The 15,556-nt window shown below is 68.5% G+C and carries 17 protein-coding genes; 7 read left to right on the forward strand and 10 right to left on the reverse strand.

Annotation, left to right across the window (positions count from 1 at the left end; genetic code table 11):
• On the forward strand, positions 1 to 656 hold a 656-nt coding region (locus tag VF794_RS05080; RefSeq protein ID WP_331108041.1), incomplete at its 5' end, for a GNAT family N-acetyltransferase.
• A gap of 16 nt (positions 657 to 672) precedes the next feature.
• On the opposite strand, the gene VF794_RS05085 is transcribed toward VF794_RS05080, so the two are convergent.
• The 6 genes from VF794_RS05085 to VF794_RS05110 all read right to left on the reverse strand — a co-directional run bounded on the left by VF794_RS05085 (position 673) and on the right by VF794_RS05110 (position 8,649).
• Positions 673 to 1,272: an RNA methyltransferase gene (locus VF794_RS05085; RefSeq protein WP_331108042.1), complete on the reverse strand. Its 600-nt coding sequence runs from the start codon at positions 1,270 to 1,272 to the stop codon at positions 673 to 675.
• A gap of 82 nt (positions 1,273 to 1,354) precedes the next feature.
• Positions 1,355 to 3,508 carry a DUF7594 domain-containing protein gene (locus tag VF794_RS05090; RefSeq protein ID WP_331108043.1) on the reverse strand — a complete coding sequence of 718 codons (2,154 nt, stop codon included), beginning with the start codon at positions 3,506 to 3,508 and terminating at the stop codon, positions 1,355 to 1,357.
• Between the two features lie 97 nt (positions 3,509 to 3,605).
• Complete coding sequence (locus tag VF794_RS05095; protein WP_331108044.1) at positions 3,606 to 5,225, reverse strand: sodium:solute symporter family transporter; 1,620 nt, start codon at positions 5,223 to 5,225, stop codon at positions 3,606 to 3,608.
• A gap of 16 nt (positions 5,226 to 5,241) precedes the next feature.
• Positions 5,242 to 5,520, reverse strand: a complete 279-nt coding sequence (locus VF794_RS05100) for a DUF485 domain-containing protein (RefSeq protein ID WP_331108045.1) — start codon at positions 5,518 to 5,520, stop codon at positions 5,242 to 5,244.
• Positions 5,521 to 5,547: 27 nt separating this feature from the next.
• A complete protein-coding gene (locus VF794_RS05105; protein WP_331108046.1) occupies positions 5,548 to 6,705 on the reverse strand; it encodes a hypothetical protein in 1,158 nt (385 codons plus the stop codon).
• Positions 6,706 to 6,771: 66 nt separating this feature from the next.
• Positions 6,772 to 8,649 (reverse strand): ATP-binding protein, encoded by a 1,878-nt coding sequence (locus VF794_RS05110; protein WP_331108047.1) that lies wholly within the window; start codon positions 8,647 to 8,649, stop codon positions 6,772 to 6,774.
• A 249-nt stretch (positions 8,650 to 8,898) separates the two neighbouring features.
• Between VF794_RS05110 and VF794_RS05115 the strand changes: the two genes are divergently transcribed.
• Together VF794_RS05115 and VF794_RS05120 are read left to right on the forward strand one after the other, a co-directional pair.
• Complete coding sequence (locus tag VF794_RS05115; protein WP_331108048.1) at positions 8,899 to 9,576, forward strand: hypothetical protein; 678 nt, start codon at positions 8,899 to 8,901, stop codon at positions 9,574 to 9,576.
• A 27-nt stretch (positions 9,577 to 9,603) separates the two neighbouring features.
• Positions 9,604 to 9,978, forward strand: coding sequence for a YccF domain-containing protein (locus VF794_RS05120; RefSeq protein ID WP_331108049.1), 375 nt, complete (start codon positions 9,604 to 9,606; stop codon positions 9,976 to 9,978).
• Positions 9,979 to 9,987: 9 nt separating this feature from the next.
• Here the strand turns inward: VF794_RS05120 and VF794_RS05125 are convergent, their stop codons facing one another.
• A complete protein-coding gene (locus VF794_RS05125) occupies positions 9,988 to 10,578 on the reverse strand; it encodes a DUF488 domain-containing protein (RefSeq protein ID WP_331108050.1) in 591 nt (196 codons plus the stop codon).
• A gap of 149 nt (positions 10,579 to 10,727) precedes the next feature.
• On the opposite strand from VF794_RS05125, the gene VF794_RS05130 reads away from it, so the two are divergent.
• Positions 10,728 to 11,291, forward strand: a complete 564-nt coding sequence (locus VF794_RS05130; protein WP_331108051.1) for a regulatory protein RecX — start codon at positions 10,728 to 10,730, stop codon at positions 11,289 to 11,291.
• A gap of 3 nt (positions 11,292 to 11,294) precedes the next feature.
• Here VF794_RS05130 and VF794_RS05135 read toward each other — a convergent pair whose 3' ends face one another.
• Positions 11,295 to 11,507, reverse strand: coding sequence for an immunoglobulin-like domain-containing protein (locus VF794_RS05135; protein WP_331108052.1), 213 nt, complete (start codon positions 11,505 to 11,507; stop codon positions 11,295 to 11,297).
• Between the two features lie 13 nt (positions 11,508 to 11,520).
• Positions 11,521 to 12,303 carry an SAM-dependent chlorinase/fluorinase gene (locus VF794_RS05140; protein WP_331108053.1) on the reverse strand — a complete coding sequence of 261 codons (783 nt, stop codon included), beginning with the start codon at positions 12,301 to 12,303 and terminating at the stop codon, positions 11,521 to 11,523.
• A 105-nt stretch (positions 12,304 to 12,408) separates the two neighbouring features.
• Here VF794_RS05140 and VF794_RS05145 point away from each other — a divergent pair, with 105 nt between their 5' ends.
• From VF794_RS05145 to VF794_RS05155, 3 genes are all read left to right on the forward strand, one after another.
• Positions 12,409 to 13,416: an FAD-dependent oxidoreductase gene (locus tag VF794_RS05145; RefSeq protein WP_331108054.1), complete on the forward strand. Its 1,008-nt coding sequence runs from the start codon at positions 12,409 to 12,411 to the stop codon at positions 13,414 to 13,416.
• Positions 13,406 to 13,798 (forward strand): DUF2750 domain-containing protein, encoded by a 393-nt coding sequence (locus VF794_RS05150; protein WP_331108055.1) that lies wholly within the window; start codon positions 13,406 to 13,408, stop codon positions 13,796 to 13,798. The genes VF794_RS05145 and VF794_RS05150 overlap by 11 nt, the downstream gene beginning before the upstream one ends.
• A gap of 95 nt (positions 13,799 to 13,893) precedes the next feature.
• The gene (locus tag VF794_RS05155) at positions 13,894 to 14,760 is read left to right on the forward strand and encodes an OmpA family protein (RefSeq protein ID WP_331108056.1); all 867 of its coding nucleotides are present in this window, start codon (positions 13,894 to 13,896) and stop codon (positions 14,758 to 14,760) included.
• Positions 14,761 to 14,782: 22 nt separating this feature from the next.
• Here VF794_RS05155 and VF794_RS05160 read toward each other — a convergent pair.
• The coding region (locus tag VF794_RS05160; RefSeq protein WP_331108057.1) for an LCCL domain-containing protein at positions 14,783 to 15,556 on the reverse strand (774 nt) is incomplete at its 5' end.

The raw sequence follows: 15,556 nt of genomic DNA on the forward strand, positions 1-15,556 counted from the left end.
GGCTCGACCGCACCGCGTACACCTGGAACCGCGTCACCCATCCCAAGGGGGAGACTGCCTACGGCTACCTCGTGGAGGGTGCGGCCGGGGTGGAGGGCTACCTCTACCTCACGCGCCGGCCCCTCCAGCCGCGAGACCTCCGGCAGGAGATCAACCTCACCGACGTGGTCGCGCTCACCCCGGCCGCGGGACGGCGGTTGCTGAGCTTCATCGGTGACCATGGCTCACTCGCCACGGAGGTGGTGTGGCGTGGCGGGCCGGCGGACCCGCTCCTCTTCCTCCTGCGCGAGCAGACGTACCAGGTGAAGAGCCTCTTCCAGTGGATGCTGCGCGTGCTGGACGTGCCCGCCGCGCTCCAGGCGCGCGGCTACCCGGCCGGGCACTCGGGCGCGCTGCACCTCGAGGTGGACGACGACCTCTTCCCGGAGAACCGGGGCCGCTTCGTGCTGGAGGTGGACAATGGCGAGGCCGAGGTGCGTCCTGGCGGGGATGGGGACATGAAGCTGCACGTGCGGGCACTCGCGGCGCTCTACTCCGGCTTCCTCTCGCCGGACGCCCTGCGGTTCTCCGGGGCACTCGAGGCCGACGAGGTCTCCCTGCGCACGGCCTCGGCGCTCTTCGCCGGACCGCCGCCGGCCATGCCCGACATGTTCTGAGCCCCGGCTCCGCGCCTCAGGGCACCCACGAGCCGAGCCCCGTGGGGGCTCCGCCACAGGCCTCGCGAAGCCGCGCGAGAGCCTCGTCATAGGTGAGCGTCTCCGAGGACTCCTTCACGATGGAAGGCACCCAGTCCCTCCAGGAGCGGAGGACGGTGACGTGGTGGCCCTCCTCGTCCTGGGCCTCGGAGACGTGCACGAGCAGTCGCTCCTCCAGGGCCTCGCGCGCCTTCGTCCACTCGCTGTCCTTGCCCAGGCGCACCACCTTGTCCCGTTCCACCGCCGTCAGCAGGGCGCGGGCCTGGGAGGAGAGCCCCTCCAGCGAGCGGCGGCGGCGCGAGGGCTCCATGGCCACTCGGTACACCACGGCCCACAGCGAGGAGTCCACGAAGGCGACCTTGCCCTCCACGAGTCGCACGGAGAGCACCTCGTTCGAGGCGCGCAGTATGCGGCCGAGCCGGTACATGAGCCGGCCCTTGGCGTGCGTGCGCCAGCTGCCGTGCACGGGGCCACCGGCCACGGCCTCGACGAGCGAGGTCGTTCCCGTGGCCGGTACTTCGGTGACGACCAGTCTCTGACGGATGAGTTCCAGGGCGTCGTGCTCGGTGCGGACCATGGTGGTGCCGGCGAGGATGCCAGCCCCACCGGGCGGGAGCGCATCTCCTCGCCCATGCGTCGTGTGGTGAACGCGACCGGTGCTACCACCAGAGCTCGAGGTAGGGGAGGTTGGCGGTCGCCTCGCGCGTGTTCAGGATCGCGTGGCGGCCCTCATCGCTGGTATCGCCCGCGTAGCGCATCTCCCTGGCGAGCGTGAAGGTGGCGTTCCCATCCAGCGCGAGCTGCCGGTTGACGAAGTCCGTCACCTCCACGCGCTGAATCCGCGCGGTGGCGTCCACGGTGAGCGTGCCGAGCGGCCATGCGCTGGTGCCCACGCCGGTCACCTTGGAGGCGGAGGGGCTCAAGTTCGGGGCGGTGTTCCAGGTGAGGGTGCCCTCGCTCCAGTTGTCGGTGTCGAGCCCGTAGGTGTGGAAGGTGAGGTTCTCGGTGTCCATGGGGTTGTAGCCATACACGCGAAGGATGGCGCGCTTGACCTTGGTCCCCGCGGGCACGCCGTTCAGGCTGAACTTCAGGTAGCTCACGCGGTTCACGTCCTGCGTCGAGCCACGCTTCACCCGCATGGCGGTCTCGGCGCCGAAGTTCAGGTTGGCCGAGGCGCCTCCCTGTACCTGGGTGTCGGCCACGGGCGTGATCTTGCTCACCGTCAGCACCGGCCCCTTGGGAATGGTCACGAGCCACACGCTCTCGGGCGGCTGGGTGAGGGTGACTTCCTTGGTGGATGGCACCGAGGGCAACTGCGTCACCTCGCCCTGGTGGGCGGCGCTGATCTCCTCCACGGAGATGGCCGTTCCGGCGGAGATGCCCAGGGTGGAGACGTTGAACGTGGCGGCGAAGCTCTCGGTCGAGGACGAGTTGATGGCGAGGACGTAGTAGTTGTTCGTCGCCGGATCGAACGAGGTGTACGCGTTGTAACCGCCGGCGCTCGCGGTGACGGTGGTCTTGTAGCGCGACCGCTGGTCCTTGAAGCCCTTGGCGAACAGACGCACCACCTCGGCGCCCTTGCGCGCGCCGCCGATGTCATACGGGGCCGTGTCCCAGACGTAGTGGAAGCCGGTCTTCTGCGGACCGTAGGTGGGGCTGACCGTATTGCTGAACTTGAAGGCGTCCATGCCGTACACGCCCTTGAGCATCGTCTTGGCGAAGATGAGGGCGAGGTCGGTGAACACGTAGGGCGTGTTCAGGTTCACGTTGACGAGCGCCGGGTCCTCGAAGCCCGAGGTCGAGTAGCGGTTGAACTCCGTATAGAAGACGGGGAGGGCCGCGCCGGTGGGCGAGTAGGCCCGCATCTTGGTGTCGAGCATCGCGAGCTCGTCGTAGTAGGCCGAGCCGTCCATCCCGTACTTGTGGGTGGAGTAGATGTCGAAGAGGTCGTAGCCGATGCTCGCGCCCGAGTAGTCCTTGCGCAGGGCCTGCATCGCCTTCTGGCCCCAGCCGGTGTAGTCGTCCCGGGAGTCGGCGTCGGGGTCCGCGTCCATGTGGTAGGGCCCGCGGCTGTCCGCGCTGTGCGTCACCGTGGGGGCCATGATCTTCGCGGTGAGGCTCTTGCCGTGGCGCGCGTTCACGTCCGCCACCGCCGAGCGGATGGCATCCGAGGCGAAGCGCAGCCAGTCGACATACTCCGACTGCGTCATCGTGCAGTCGCCACAGTCGGGCTCGTTGTACGTCTCGTAGAGCTCCACGTTGTAGTTCTTCGCCAGGTGGTAGGCGACGGCGTAGTAGTGCTGCCAGTGCTCCCACTTGTCGGCCCACGTGCCCGCGCCCGACCAGCCCTCGCGGCTGATGACGGCCAGGACGGTGACGTTCATCCGCCGCAGCTCGCCGAGCATGTAGTTCAGCTTGCTCTTGTTGACGCCCGTCTGGACGAAGTTCTCGAAGCGGTCATTGAAGACGGGCCAGTTGATGTACGTGGTGCTCTCGGGGTTGGCCCGCAGCGACGACTTGCGCGAGTTGAACGAGTTGAGGTCCGTCACCCCGTCACCCCAGGGCGCCAGGTCGTCCGTGGGCTCGTAGTAGCTGGGGCTCGCCCAGACGCGGAAGAGGTTCACTCCCGAGCGCGCCACCCAGGCGGACGTGTTGCCGCCGGGCAGGTAGTGCCCGTAGTTGAAGCCGACGTAGCGGGGCGTCTGTCCCACCACCTCGGTGGTGACGTCAACCCGGGCGGTGGCCGCCTCGACGGTGGGGGCGAGGAGCAGGGACGACAGCGCGATTCCGAGCAGGGTTCCGCGGGGGTTCATGCAATCACTCCGGGGGGAGAGGGGATGCATGTCCGTATATCGGGAAAGGCCCGGAAACCACCAGGGCGGAGGCGCGTCGGCCCCCGCCCCTGGACGGTCAGGTAGCCCGGGCGTCCGATGCCGCCACGGGAGCGGCGGTGGCGGGATTGCTCGCGGAGATGGGCGCGTCGAGCTCGGCACCCACGTGCATGCGGTGCTTCACCTCGGCGTAGCGGCTGGAGGCCTCGGCCTCGGGCGAGAGCAGGGACACCACCCAGCCCACGAAGAAGGCCAGCGGCATGGTGACGAGCCCCGGGTTCTTCAGCGGGAAGAACGCCTCCTTGTGGCCCAGCAGGTCCACCTGCACCGTGGGCGACAGGAAGATGAGCAGCACCGCGCTCGCGGTGCCGGTGACCATGCTGGCCACCGCGCCGCGCGTGGTGAAACCCCTCCAGGACATGGACAGCAGCAGGGCGGGGAAGTTGGCGCTCGCGGCGATGGCGAAGGCCAGGCCCACCATGAAGGCCACGTTCTGCCCCTTGAAGAGGATGCCCAGGAGGATGGCGAGAATCCCCAGGCCCAGGCTGGCCAGTCGGGCCACCCGGAGCTGCTCGTGCTCGGGAGACTTGCCCTTGCGCACCACGCTCGTCCACAGGTCGTGCGAGAGCGCCGCCGCGCCCGACAGCGTCAGCCCGGCCACCACCGCGAGGATGGTGGCGAAGGCCACCGCGGAGATGAAGCCGAGGAAGGGCGTCCCCCCCACCGCCTCGGCCAGCATGGGCGCCGCCATGTTGCCGCCCTTGTCCACGCTGGTGATCGCCCCACGGCCCAGCAGCACCGAGGCGCCGAAGCCGAGGATGAACGTCACCAGGTAGAAGTAGCCGATGAGCCCGGTGGCGTAGAACACGGAGCTGCGTGCCGCCTTCGCGTTGGGCACCGTGTAGAAGCGCATGAGGATGTGCGGCAGGCCCGCCGTGCCGAACATCAGCGCCAGGCCCAGCGACACCGCTTCCAACGGGCTGGACACCAGCTTGCCCGGTGCGAGCACCTCGGGGCCGTACTGGTTGGCGGCCTCCTGGAAGAGCGCCAGGGGGTTGTAGCTGAACTTCGCCAGCACCATCAGCGCCAGCGCGGTCGCTCCCGCCAGCAGCAGCACCGCCTTGACGATCTGCACCCACGTGGTGGCGATCATCCCGCCGAAGAGGACGTAGAGGATCATCACCACGCCCACGATGGTGACGGCCGCCTCGTAGGGCAGGCCGAACATCATGCGGATGAGGTTGCCGGCGCCCACCATCTGGGCGATGAGATAGAAGCTCACCACCGCGAGGGTGCCGATGGCGGCGGAGATGCGCACCGGCGTCTGCTTCAGCCGGTAGGCCACCACGTCCGCGAAGGTGTACTTGCCCAGGTTGCGCAGGGGCTCGGCGATGAGGAACGTCACCACGGGCCAGCCCACCAGCCAGCCCACCGAGTAGATGAGGCCGTCGAAGCCGGAGAGCGCCACCAGTCCTGCGATGCCCAGGAAGCTCGCGGCGCTCATGAAGTCGCCAGCGAGCGCGAAGCCGTTCTGGAGGCCGGTGACACCTCCTCCCGCGGCGAAGTACTCCGACGTCGTCTTCGTCTTGCGTGCCGCCCAGTAGGTGATGGCGAGCGTGAGGCCCACGAAGGCCAGGAAGAAGACAATGGCCGTGATGTTGGGCTCGCCGAGCGAGGTCTGTGCCTGCTGTGGATTCATTCGCGTGGCTCCGGGTTCAGCGGCGGAAATGGTCAAGCGCCTTGTCGTAGCGGTTGTTGGCCCACCAGACGTAGATGCCCGTCAGCACCCAGGCACTGGCGATGACCAGCGCGCCCAGGAGGATGCCGAGCGACAGTCCGGGAGCGAGCTGCTTGCCCATCAACGGCTTGTTGAAGGCGACGAGCAGGATGAAGCCGAAGTAGGACACCAGCGTGCCGGCGGTGAGGACAGCGGCCACGCGCCAGCGCGCCGCCGCCAGGGCTTCGAGCTCTTCGGCCTTGGATTTCTGGGACATGGTGCGGAAGTCTCCTCGAGGTATGGGTCAGTAGAAGAGCTGGAGCTGCGCGGTGCCGATGACGCCGGTGGTGGTGGTGGCCTCGGCGGTGGCGGTGGCGGGTACCTGCTGACGGGTGATGCCCACCTCCGCCTTGAGGTTGAAGGTGTGCTTGCTCATCCAGAGGTTGAGCCCGGGCCGCAGCGAGAGGAAGTCCGTGTTGGCCACGTCCGCGTTGAAGTACTCGGCGGAGAAGACGGGCTCGATGATGCCGATGCGGTAGCCCAGCTCGCCGAAGAGGCCGAAGCCGCTGTTGGTGTTCTCGCGGCCCTGCCAGTAGCGGAAGGCGGTGGTCTGGAAGACCAACTCCTGGTCCGCGGTGACGGGGTAGTCGAAGAAGAGATCCACGCCCACGTTCAGGTCATCCCGCTCCCGGCCGGCGGCCAGCACCGAGCGCGGCTGGTAGTCCACGCCCACGCCCACCGACAGCTTCGGCTGGTCCGCGAAGTGGATGCCGTTGAAGAAGAAGCCCTCCTCGGTCCCGAGGAGGTTGTAGCGGACGTGGGTGGCCACGCGCGGGATGTCCTCCGGGTTGAGTTCGGCGGTGGGCGGGGTGGTGGTGTCGTTGGCCGCCGTGCCCTCGATGCCGTTGAAGACGCCCAGGCGGAAGTGCAGTGGCCCCGCGAAGCCGCGCACCTGCACGCCGGCATCACGCCAGATCCGCCCCTCGTTCGCCGGGAAGCGGATGAGCGAGGCGTGGTAGTCCAGCGTGTTGAGCGCCACCGCGCCCTGGAGCGAGTGGTGGACGAATGGGGCGAGCATCATGCCCGCGTCGATGAACAGGGGGCCCTCCGTGAGCTTCACCGAGATGAAGGCATCCTGGATGAAGAAGGCGGGGTTCCAGTTGCCGTCCCGCCCCAGGTTGGGCTGATCCGTATCCACGAAGAAGGAGAGGCGCTCGGTGACGTTGCCGAAGACGAGGAGCCGGGTGCGGCGCAGGAAGAAGTCCGTGCCTACCCCTCCAGAGGGCGCGCCACCCTTGGAGAGCTGCGTCCAGGGCTGCACCAGCACGCCGATGTTCAGCGTGGCCGGACCTTCGCCCAGCGGGACCTTCACGGCGTGAGCCGGGGTAGGAGTGACGAAGGCCGCCAGCGCGGCCAGGAGGACGACGAGGGAGGTGAGCCGACGGACAGAGTGGGTTCGCACGCGAGCCTCCATGAGCAACGCTCATTCCAGGCCGCAGCATGAATGTTCTCGCGGGCCTGGCGCCTGTCACGTCACGTCAGACGTTTCGAAAGGTAACGTCTCCGCCTGGAGGGGGAGCTCGATGGTGAAGGCCGCCCCGTGCCCCGGACCCGGGCTCGTGCAGGTGAGCGAGCCGCCCATCTCCGCGGCCGCCAGCGCGCTGCTGTGCAGGCCGAAGCCGTGCCCGTCCTTCTTCGTGGTGAAGCCCTGGGTGAAGATGCGCTGCTGGTGCTCCGGCTGGATACCCACGCCGTTGTCGGCCTCCTCGATGCACAGCCTCCCCGGGGCCCTCGGCCCCACGCGCAGGGTGAGCTGTTTGTCCGGACGAGCGCTGTCGAGCAGCGCGTGCCGCGCGTTGGTCAGCAGGTTGAGCAGGATTTGAAGCAGCTTGTGGCGATCCACCACCACGGAGGGGACCTGGGCGTATTCCGTGTGCACCTGGATGCCCAGGCGCTCGAAGGACACGGCATGCAGGCGCATCGCATCGTTCAGGAGCCGGGGCACCGGCACCTGCTCCAGCATGCCGGAGCCGCGCGCGTAGGACTGCTGCATGCTCACCACGGCCTTGATGTGATCGACGCTCTGGTGGAGCGTCTGCGTCTCGGTCATCAGCGCCGCCTGCTCGGTGGCGAGCTGCTGGGAGAGGGTCTCCAGGTAGGCCGGGAGCTGCTGGCCCCGAACGTCTCCACTGAAGAAGGAGGCCAGGTCGTGTGCGTGCTCGCGCAGCATCGCCGCCACCTTGGCCACCCCGGACACCCGCAGGCCGCGCAGCCGCTCGGTGATGACCCCCGCCGACACGTTCACGCTGTTGAGCGCGTTACCCACGTTGTGGAGGACGCCCGTGGCGATCTCCGCCATGCCCGCCTGACGGGACACGTCCAGCAGGTTGCGGTGCAGCTCGCCCAGCCGCGCCTCCGTCTCCTTGAGCGCGGTGATGTCCCGCCCGAAGAGCGTCATGCCCACCGGGCGTCCCTCGGTCCCGAGGATGGGGTTGAGGCTGATGTCCATCAATCGGGACTGTTCCCGTGGCCCGGTGTCCACCTGGAAGCGGACACGCTGCCCACCGAGGGTCCGCTCCACCTGCTCCTTCCACAGGGCCCACTGCGGCCTGCCTTCGTGCGACTGTCTTCCGAAGAGCTGGCGGCACAGTTCCTCGCCCGCGCGGTTGGCGGTGATGACACGTCCCTGCGTGTCCAACGAGCACACCGGATCATCCGTGCTCTCCACGAGGCTGACCAGCTTGCCCTCGTTCTCGCGCAGCGTCCGCAGCGCCTGCTCGAGCGCCGCGTGGGCCGCGTCGCGCGAGGCGAGGAACATCCAGCTCACCAGCCACCCGCACAGGACGAAGAGGGCGGAGTAGGCGTTCAACACCGGCCCCTGGGGGGAAGGGAAGGCCAGGGGGTGAAGCAGGCCCATGTTCGCGGCGATGAGCGCGGTGAGGAACAGGCCCCAGCGCAGTCCCAGCAGGTACACCGTCAGCATCGGCACCAGCATGGTCATGACGTTCACGGCCGAGGCCTGCGTTCCGCTCAGCCAGGACTCGGTGATCATGGAGGCCGTCACGAGGACGCACAGGAGCAGCGCGGGCAGCCGGATGGAGTCGGCCCGGTGCAGCCTCCACAGCGTTGCCGAGAAGGCGACCAGGCACACCGCCGCCATAACGGTGCGCCACGGGTTCGGACTCAACCGCACGTAGACGAACAGAATCAGCAGGTCGAGCAGCAGCATCATCCCGAGGATGCCCACCAGCAACCGGCCCCGGCTGAGCTCCAGGGGAGAGGACTGACGCAGCGACTCCGAGAGGCACGCGTCCAGCCGCGCCAGCATCCATGTCCATGGGCCCTGGCGCGGTGCGGAAGGCTCGGAGGCCTCCAGCAACCCGGCTCCCTCCAGCCTGGTTTCCATGACGGACATGCTCGGCATTGACGCGGCTCCCCCGTACTCCCTCGCTCTGGGGAGTGCGCTTGTGTGACGAGGAAAACACGTCATCCAGGAATGAGGGCACCTGCCCGGGGTCCTTGCCCGTGCGGACGTCGGTGGCTGAACGCGCGAGCCGCCACTCACTCCAGCCGGTGGTTCACTAGTGGATGGTGACCGCGCCGCTGTCCTACATCCCTGCATGGCATGCTCCTCTGTCTCGACACGGGAGGGGACATGCGCCGCGGTGACGTCCGGAGGAGGGTGCTCGGACTGCTGTGCCTGCCAGGTCTGGTGGGTGTGGGGTGCACCCCGGCCCGACCCGCGGTGGTCACGGATTCGGTGGAGGTCGAGAGGCCGGCTCCATCGCAGGAGGACACTTCGCACCGGGACGATTCCCTGTGGCGGCTGAAGCTGCGCGCGTGGATGTTGCGCCCCGACGAGGCGGAGCTTCCCCCGAATACGCGGAGTGCCTTCCGGCGGAAGCTGGAGCTCGCCGACGGTTCGCTGGAGGTGCTCGGCTTCGAGGAGCAGGCGGGTTCAGGGCGAGAGGCGATGGAGGTCTCCGTGGTGCTGCTCCAACCGGCGTCCGGGGGCGACTACGTGGTGAATGCCTGGACCTCCTTGCTTCCGATGAAGGTGACGCTGTCGCTCGCGGACTCCTGGGTCTCCCAGGATCGGAAGATGGCCCTCCTCCTGGTGAAGCTCGCCGCGGCCCAGGAGACGCGCTGGGTGGTGCTGGGCTCCGATGGTCAGCGGCTCTGGCTCGCCCTGGGGACTCCCCCCGAGGAGCAGTTCATCGCTCCGGCGGCATCGTTCTTCACCTACGGGAAGGACCTCTATCTCGACGTGAAGCGGCAGTACGTCTCCCGGTTGCGGCTGGGCAAGGATGGACGCTTTCCGGCGCTTGATTGACGGGCCCGTCTCGCCTACGTGCAGGGGATGCAATTGCTCCTCAACGTGCTGTGGATCTTCTTCGGCGGTGGGCTGGTCATCTTCCTCGAGTACCTGCTCGGCGGCGTGCTGCTCTGCCTCACCGTGGTCGGCATCCCCTTCGGGATGCAGTGCTTCAAGATCGCGAAGCTGGCGCTGATGCCCTTCGGCACGGACATCGTCGAGCAGAAGGGGAGTGGATCGATCGGCTGCGTGCTGAACGCCCTGTGGATCGTTGTCGCCGGCATCTGGATCTTCCTGAGTCACCTCATGCTCGGGCTGGCGCTCGCGGTGACGATCATCGGCATCCCGTTCGCCTTGCAGCACCTGAAGCTCGCGTTCCTCGCCTTCGCGCCCTTCGGACAGCGCGTGCGCGAGGGCTGAGGCCCGGGTTCAGGAGGCCCCTGTCTCGGCTTCGGCCTCGGACGGGCCCGGGTAGAGCACCTGTCGGCCGTGCAGCACCGCGAAGGGGGTGAGCTTATGGGGCTCGGCCCGGGTGCGGCTGGTGATGTGCCGCGCCACCACGCCACGCGCGTACAGCGCGTCCGCCACGAGTGACCGGTGACAGCGCCAGCGCACCGCCTCCGCGCACATGAGGGCCAGTGGGCCGTCCTCGGTGAGCTCCCGCAGCTCCTCGAGCCCCCGTGCGAACTCCTCCGTCAGCATGTAGTCCGCATAGCCTCGGAAGCTGGCGTTGCGCCATGCGCTGTTGGGCGAGTCCTCGCGCGCGCGCCGCAGCCCTCCGAGTCGTGACAGGTGGACGTAGCGCAGGTCCTCCCGGGTGAGCGTCCCGGGCAGGGTGTCGCGATTGAACTGGGGATTGGTGCGCGAGCGGGGCACGGTGCGGATGTCCACGAGCGTCTGGATGCCGTGCGCCCGCAGCAGTTCCACCAGCTCCTCCGCCGAGCGGGTGGAGTGGCCCACCGTGTAGATGTGCGCGCGACCCCAGCCGGGGGCCTTCCGTCTCGGTGGCTCCGTGCTCATTCGCGGTCCTCCCAGAGCAATCTGGGGATGAGGACCGCGCCCAGCATGACGGGCTGCCGACAAGCAGGCCGATACCCGCCTGCTCGTCCTCCCTTCAGGCAGTGGATTGGCCTGCATCGAAGGCCCCTGGGTGGTACATCCCCTCTCTCATGGACGAGGAGCTGGGAGGACAGGGCAGGAAGGAGCCGCGCCCGCGGAAGCAACCCCGCAAGGTGTCTCCCCGCTATCTGGAGAACGCCGCCCTCCACTACCTGAAGCGGTATGCCGCGACGTTGAGCCAGCTCAAGCGCGTGCTCCTGCGCAAGGTCGACAGGTCCCTCAAGGTTCACGGCGGGGACCGCGCCGAGGCGCTCGGCTGGATCGACGCGCTCACCGAGAAGCTCATTCGGGGAGGGCTCCTCAATGATGAGGCCTATGCCGGGATGAAGGCCCACTCGCTGCGCGCCTCGGGCCGCAGCTCCCGGGTGATTACCCAGAAGCTGCGGATGAAGGGCGTCACCGCGGACATCGTCGCCCAGAAGGTGGCCGACGTCACCGCGGAGCTCTCCGAGGAAGAGGCCGCGAAGATCTGGGCCAGGAAGAAGCGCCTGGGCCCCTTCCGCACCAATCCCCAGACCCGTCAGGACAACCGGCAGCGGGATCTCGCCTCGCTGGCGAGGGCGGGGTTCTCCTTCGGGATCGCGAAGAAGATCATCGACTCGGAGCCTGGGTAGCACTCACCACGGGCAGTTGACGACCTCCACGGTGCGCATCACGGGCGCTGCGGCGTTGCCCGCGCTGTCCCTCACCTCGTAGCGCACCGTGTACACGCCCGGGACCCAGCCGTTCACGTACCCCCTCCGCGCCACGGTGGACGCCACGTTCCCGTAGCACGCGCCCAGCGCCTCCACTCCGGGGTCCACCCATGCCTTGCCGCACGTGTGCGTCATCCGCTCGGGGGGCTCAGACTGGCTCGATGTGCACACGCGCGCCCCGGCCCACGCAGAGCACCGCCGCCGCGCTGCCATCCCGCACGGACACTTCCAGCAGTCCCGCGCTGCCCACCAACGAGAGCGGTTCCCCCGAGGCGACGACCTGGTAGTGCGCGTGGGGCGCGTCGGAGATGACCGTGGACCCGAGGTGCACCCGGAAGCGGGCGGGCAGCAGCGACCCGGGGAGGTTGGTGATGAGGTTGCCGTAGGTGTCCACGTGGAGAACCTCGCCCACCGGACACCCGTCCTCCTCTCGTGGCGGCGGGAAGGAGAAAGGCGACTCCAGGTGGTGCAGCGCGCGGCCGAGCTTCTCCAGCGGCACACCCGAGGCCAGGTGCCCCACCACCGGGGCGAACAAGTCCCTCCCGTGGAAGGTCCGCGACTTACGAGGCCCCCAGTACGCCGGCTCCGTCAGCTCGACCGCCGCGGCCAGCCCCCCGAGCTGCTCGAGGGCCGGCACCAGCAGCCCGTTGTCCGGCCCCACCAGCACGTCTCCGCGCCGGGCCCGGGCCGCCACGGCGCGCCGCGTCGAGCCCACGCCAGGGTCCACCACCGCGAGGTGCACCGAGCCCTCGGGAAACGCCTCCACCGCGCTCCACAGCAGGAACGCGCCTCCCCGCACGTCCTGGGCGGGCACCGCATGCGTCAGGTCCACCAGGACCGCCGTCGGGGCGCCCCGGAGGATCGCCGCCTTCATCTGGCCCACGTAGGTGTCCGTCAGGCCGAAGTCCGTCAGCAGGCTGATGGGGAGCATCGCCCGGGGAAGATATCCCCACGCCGTCCGTGGATGGAGTGGGGGGCCCATTCACGCTCCGGACCGCTTCCGGGCTAGAACGGGGAGCTGCCCCCTGGTTCCCCCATGCACCTCGTCATCCTTGGTGGTGGAGTCTCTGGCTTGTCCTGTGGTGTCCGGCTGCTCGAAGCCGGTCACACGGTGGAACTCTGGGCGCGCGAGCTGTCCCCTCACACCACCTCCGATGTCGCGGCGGCCGTCTGGTACCCGTACCGTGCCTTCCCCCAGGAGCGCGTCACCGCCTGGGCCGGGCGCACCTTCGAGGAGCTTTGCGTGCTCGCCGGGCAGCCCGATACGGGCGTGCTCCGGGTGCTCGGGCTCGAGCTGCTGCGCGCGCCCGCTCCGGATCCCTGGTGGCGGCCGTGCGTGTCTGGCTTCCGCCGTGCCACTCCGGCGGAGCTGCGGCCGGGCTACGTGGACGGCTTCGTCTTCGAGGCCCCCGTCATCGAGATGCCCCGCTACCTCTCGTACCTGCTGGCCCGCTTCCGCCGGCTCGGGGGCTCCGTCCACCAGCGCGAGGTGCGCTCGCTGGACGAGGCCTGGGCGGTGGCTCCGCTGGTGGTCAACTGCACTGGCCTGGGCTCGCGCTCCCTGCTGGGGGACGACACGCTCGTCCCGGTGCGCGGCGAGGTGCTCCGCGTGGCGCCGCTCCCGGTGGAGCGCTTCCTCCTCGACGAGGACGATCCCCAGGGCATGAGCTACATCATTCCGCGCTCCCAGGACTGCATCCTCGGCGGCACGGCCGAGGAGGGGAACGCCTCGCTGGAGCCCGACCCGGCCCAGGCCGAGGCCATTCTCGCGCGCGCGGCGCGGCTGCTGCCCGAGGGCACCCGCATCCAGGTGCTCCAACACCTCGTGGGGCTGCGGCCCGGGCGGCCCTCGGTGCGCCTCGAGGCGGAGCAGGTGGGAGACCGCCAGGTCATCCACGACTATGGGCACGGGGGAGCGGGCGTGACGCTCTCCTGGGGTTGTGCCGAGGAGGTGACCGTGCTGGTCGGTCGGGCCTCCGGTGGCGCGGCATATGTCGGACCCGTCATGAATCCTTCGGGGAGTGGGAGGACGAATGGAACGTGAGCAGAGTCAGGAGCGTCTTCAGGCCGTGCTGCGGTTGCCCGCGGCCCGGCGCTATTCGTATTTCCTCCAGCGCGTGGTGGAGTCCGGTGAGGTGTGGGGGCTCGATGGCGAGGGCTGGGCGCTCGCGCTGGACGACTCCGGCCGGGACGTGCTGCCGCTGTGGCCCGCCCCCGAGTTCGCCGCCCTCTGCGCCACGCGGCTGTGGTCCGGCTTCCAGCCCCGTCCCATCAACCTCCAGGTGCTGATGGACAACGTGCTGCCCCAACTGGAGGAGGAGGGAATGCCGGTGGGCATCTTCTTCACGCCGGAAGGGCAGGGCCACCCGGTGTCGGCACGTGAACTCATCGACGCCCTGCGCGCGGCCCGCGGCCTCTCCGCCTGAAGCGGAACCTTACACACCCAGACACCTGCGCTCACCTGTAACGCCTTGCAGCGCACCTGGGCGGTGTCTCTAGCTTGCGCCCCATGCCTGGAGACATGGACAAGACGGTGTACGCCAAGGGCATTGGTCCCCGTGGCGATGGTGGCTCGAAGCCCTGGGTTCCCTGGCTGGTGACGGCGACGGTGGTGCTGCTCGCCGGCGTCGCGGGTTACTTCGGCTTCGGAGCCTGGTCGGAGCAGCGGGCCCGCGCGCAGGAGGCGGAGAAGGCAGCCGCGGACGCGCGTGCGCAGGTGGTGACCTCGGAGCAGGCGCGCAAGGAGCTGGAGGCGAAGCTCTCGGCGCAGCTCGCGGCGCGGGACGAGAAGCTCACGGCGCTCGAGGACGAGCGCACGCGGCTGTCCAGCGAGAGGGACCTGCTCCAGCAGACGGTGCAGGAGAAGGAGGCCGAGCTGGCGCGCCTCAAGGCCACCTATGAGGACATCGAGCAGAAGCTGAAGGCGGAGATCTCCGATGGGGAGATTCGCCTGTCTCAGGCCGAGGGTCGCATCCAGGTGGACCTGGTGGACAAGATCCTCTTCGAGTCCGGCGAGGCGAGCCTCTCCGAGCGGGGCTCCGAGGTGCTCTCGCGGCTGGGCGCGGTGCTCGCGAAGGTGGAGGGCCGCTCCATCCTCGTGTCGGGCCACACGGACGACGCGCCGCCCTCGCAGCGGCTGGCGTCCACCTTCCCGACGAACTGGGAGCTGTCCGTGGCCCGCGCGGTGAACGTGGTCCGCTTCCTCGGGGAGAAGACCGGCGTGCCCCAGGGGCGGCTCGTGGCCGCGGGCCATGGTGAAACCAGGCCCGTGGCGTCCAACGCCACGCCCAAGGGCCGCGCCCGCAACCGGCGCATCGAGATCCTCCTCATTCCGGATCTCCCCACGACGAAGACGAGCGAGGCCAAGACGGCCGCCGAGACGCCCTGAACCGCGTCAGGTTACTGGCGTTTCACCTGGGGCAGGTCGAAGGGCAATCCGTAAGCGTCGTGCTGAGGGGGTAGTACGAGTCCCAGCCCGGCAGCCAGTTACCGTCGATCACCTGTTGGGTTCCATCACCCCCAACAGCCAGAAGATCCCCCTGATTGTAATCCACGTAGACGATCTGCACGGGCTTGACCAGACAGGACGCCCCCGATGTGAATGTCGAGTGCTTGTCATAGGCAATGTTACGCGCATTGTACGTGTGGGACACACTCTCCCTCAGCACCATGTTGAGCTCCAGCCCTCCCACGGAATAACTTGCGTTCCAAGAGCCGTAGCTACCCGAAGTCACACCATTCTGGGCGCTTGAGCAGTAGGCGTGTCGCCCGGGGAGAATGGTGTACGTAACATTGCCTCCAGTGCCGGCACTGATGATCCCGCTGTGGACGGCGGCGGTGCACAAGTGCGAGTCAATCGTATAGACGCCCGTGCCCCAGATAGAGCCAAACGAACTCAGCGGCGGGCAGTAGCACGAGCCGCCCGTGGTCACCGCGGAGAGATTGACCGGACAGTTGCTGGCGAGCATGCTCGTCACGCTCTCGCTATCCGACCGGCCTGCACCAGCACGGGCGAGTTGCTCCTTCAGCGCGGAAGCCAACAGCTCCTGTGCGTCAGGGGAGTCAGAGTTCTCGCACGCCAGTTCCTCCAGGGCACCGTGGCATGCCGCCTCTCGCGTGGAGAGCGCCTCCATGCATGGCCTGGGATCGTTCAAGCAGCGGGCGACATCGGCGACGGCCTGCTC

The organism is Archangium sp., assembly GCF_036389735.1.
Classification (GTDB): Bacteria; Myxococcota; Myxococcia; order Myxococcales; family Myxococcaceae; genus Archangium.

What these genes read in the sequence shown, in the direction of transcription:
- VF794_RS05085 (WP_331108042.1), bottom strand. Translation starts at nt 1,272, where the DNA reads ATGGTCCGCACCGAGCACGACGCCCTGGAACTCATCCGTCAGAGACTG.
- VF794_RS05090 (WP_331108043.1), bottom strand. Translation starts at nt 3,508, where the DNA reads ATGAACCCCCGCGGAACCCTGCTCGGAATCGCGCTGTCGTCCCTGCTC.
- VF794_RS05095 (WP_331108044.1), bottom strand. Translation starts at nt 5,225, where the DNA reads ATGAATCCACAGCAGGCACAGACCTCGCTCGGCGAGCCCAACATCACG.
- VF794_RS05100 (WP_331108045.1), bottom strand. Translation starts at nt 5,520, where the DNA reads ATGTCCCAGAAATCCAAGGCCGAAGAGCTCGAAGCCCTGGCGGCGGCG.
- VF794_RS05110 (WP_331108047.1), bottom strand. Translation starts at nt 8,649, where the DNA reads ATGGAAACCAGGCTGGAGGGAGCCGGGTTGCTGGAGGCCTCCGAGCCT.
- VF794_RS05115 (WP_331108048.1), top strand. Translation starts at nt 8,899, where the DNA reads ATGCGCCGCGGTGACGTCCGGAGGAGGGTGCTCGGACTGCTGTGCCTG.
- VF794_RS05120 (WP_331108049.1), top strand. Translation starts at nt 9,604, where the DNA reads ATGCAATTGCTCCTCAACGTGCTGTGGATCTTCTTCGGCGGTGGGCTG.
- VF794_RS05125 (WP_331108050.1), bottom strand. Translation starts at nt 10,578, where the DNA reads ATGAGCACGGAGCCACCGAGACGGAAGGCCCCCGGCTGGGGTCGCGCG.
- VF794_RS05130 (WP_331108051.1), top strand. Translation starts at nt 10,728, where the DNA reads ATGGACGAGGAGCTGGGAGGACAGGGCAGGAAGGAGCCGCGCCCGCGG.
- VF794_RS05135 (WP_331108052.1), bottom strand. Translation starts at nt 11,507, where the DNA reads ATGACGCACACGTGCGGCAAGGCATGGGTGGACCCCGGAGTGGAGGCG.
- VF794_RS05140 (WP_331108053.1), bottom strand. Translation starts at nt 12,303, where the DNA reads ATGCTCCCCATCAGCCTGCTGACGGACTTCGGCCTGACGGACACCTAC.
- VF794_RS05145 (WP_331108054.1), top strand. Translation starts at nt 12,409, where the DNA reads ATGCACCTCGTCATCCTTGGTGGTGGAGTCTCTGGCTTGTCCTGTGGT.
- VF794_RS05150 (WP_331108055.1), top strand. Translation starts at nt 13,406, where the DNA reads ATGGAACGTGAGCAGAGTCAGGAGCGTCTTCAGGCCGTGCTGCGGTTG.
- VF794_RS05155 (WP_331108056.1), top strand. Translation starts at nt 13,894, where the DNA reads ATGGACAAGACGGTGTACGCCAAGGGCATTGGTCCCCGTGGCGATGGT.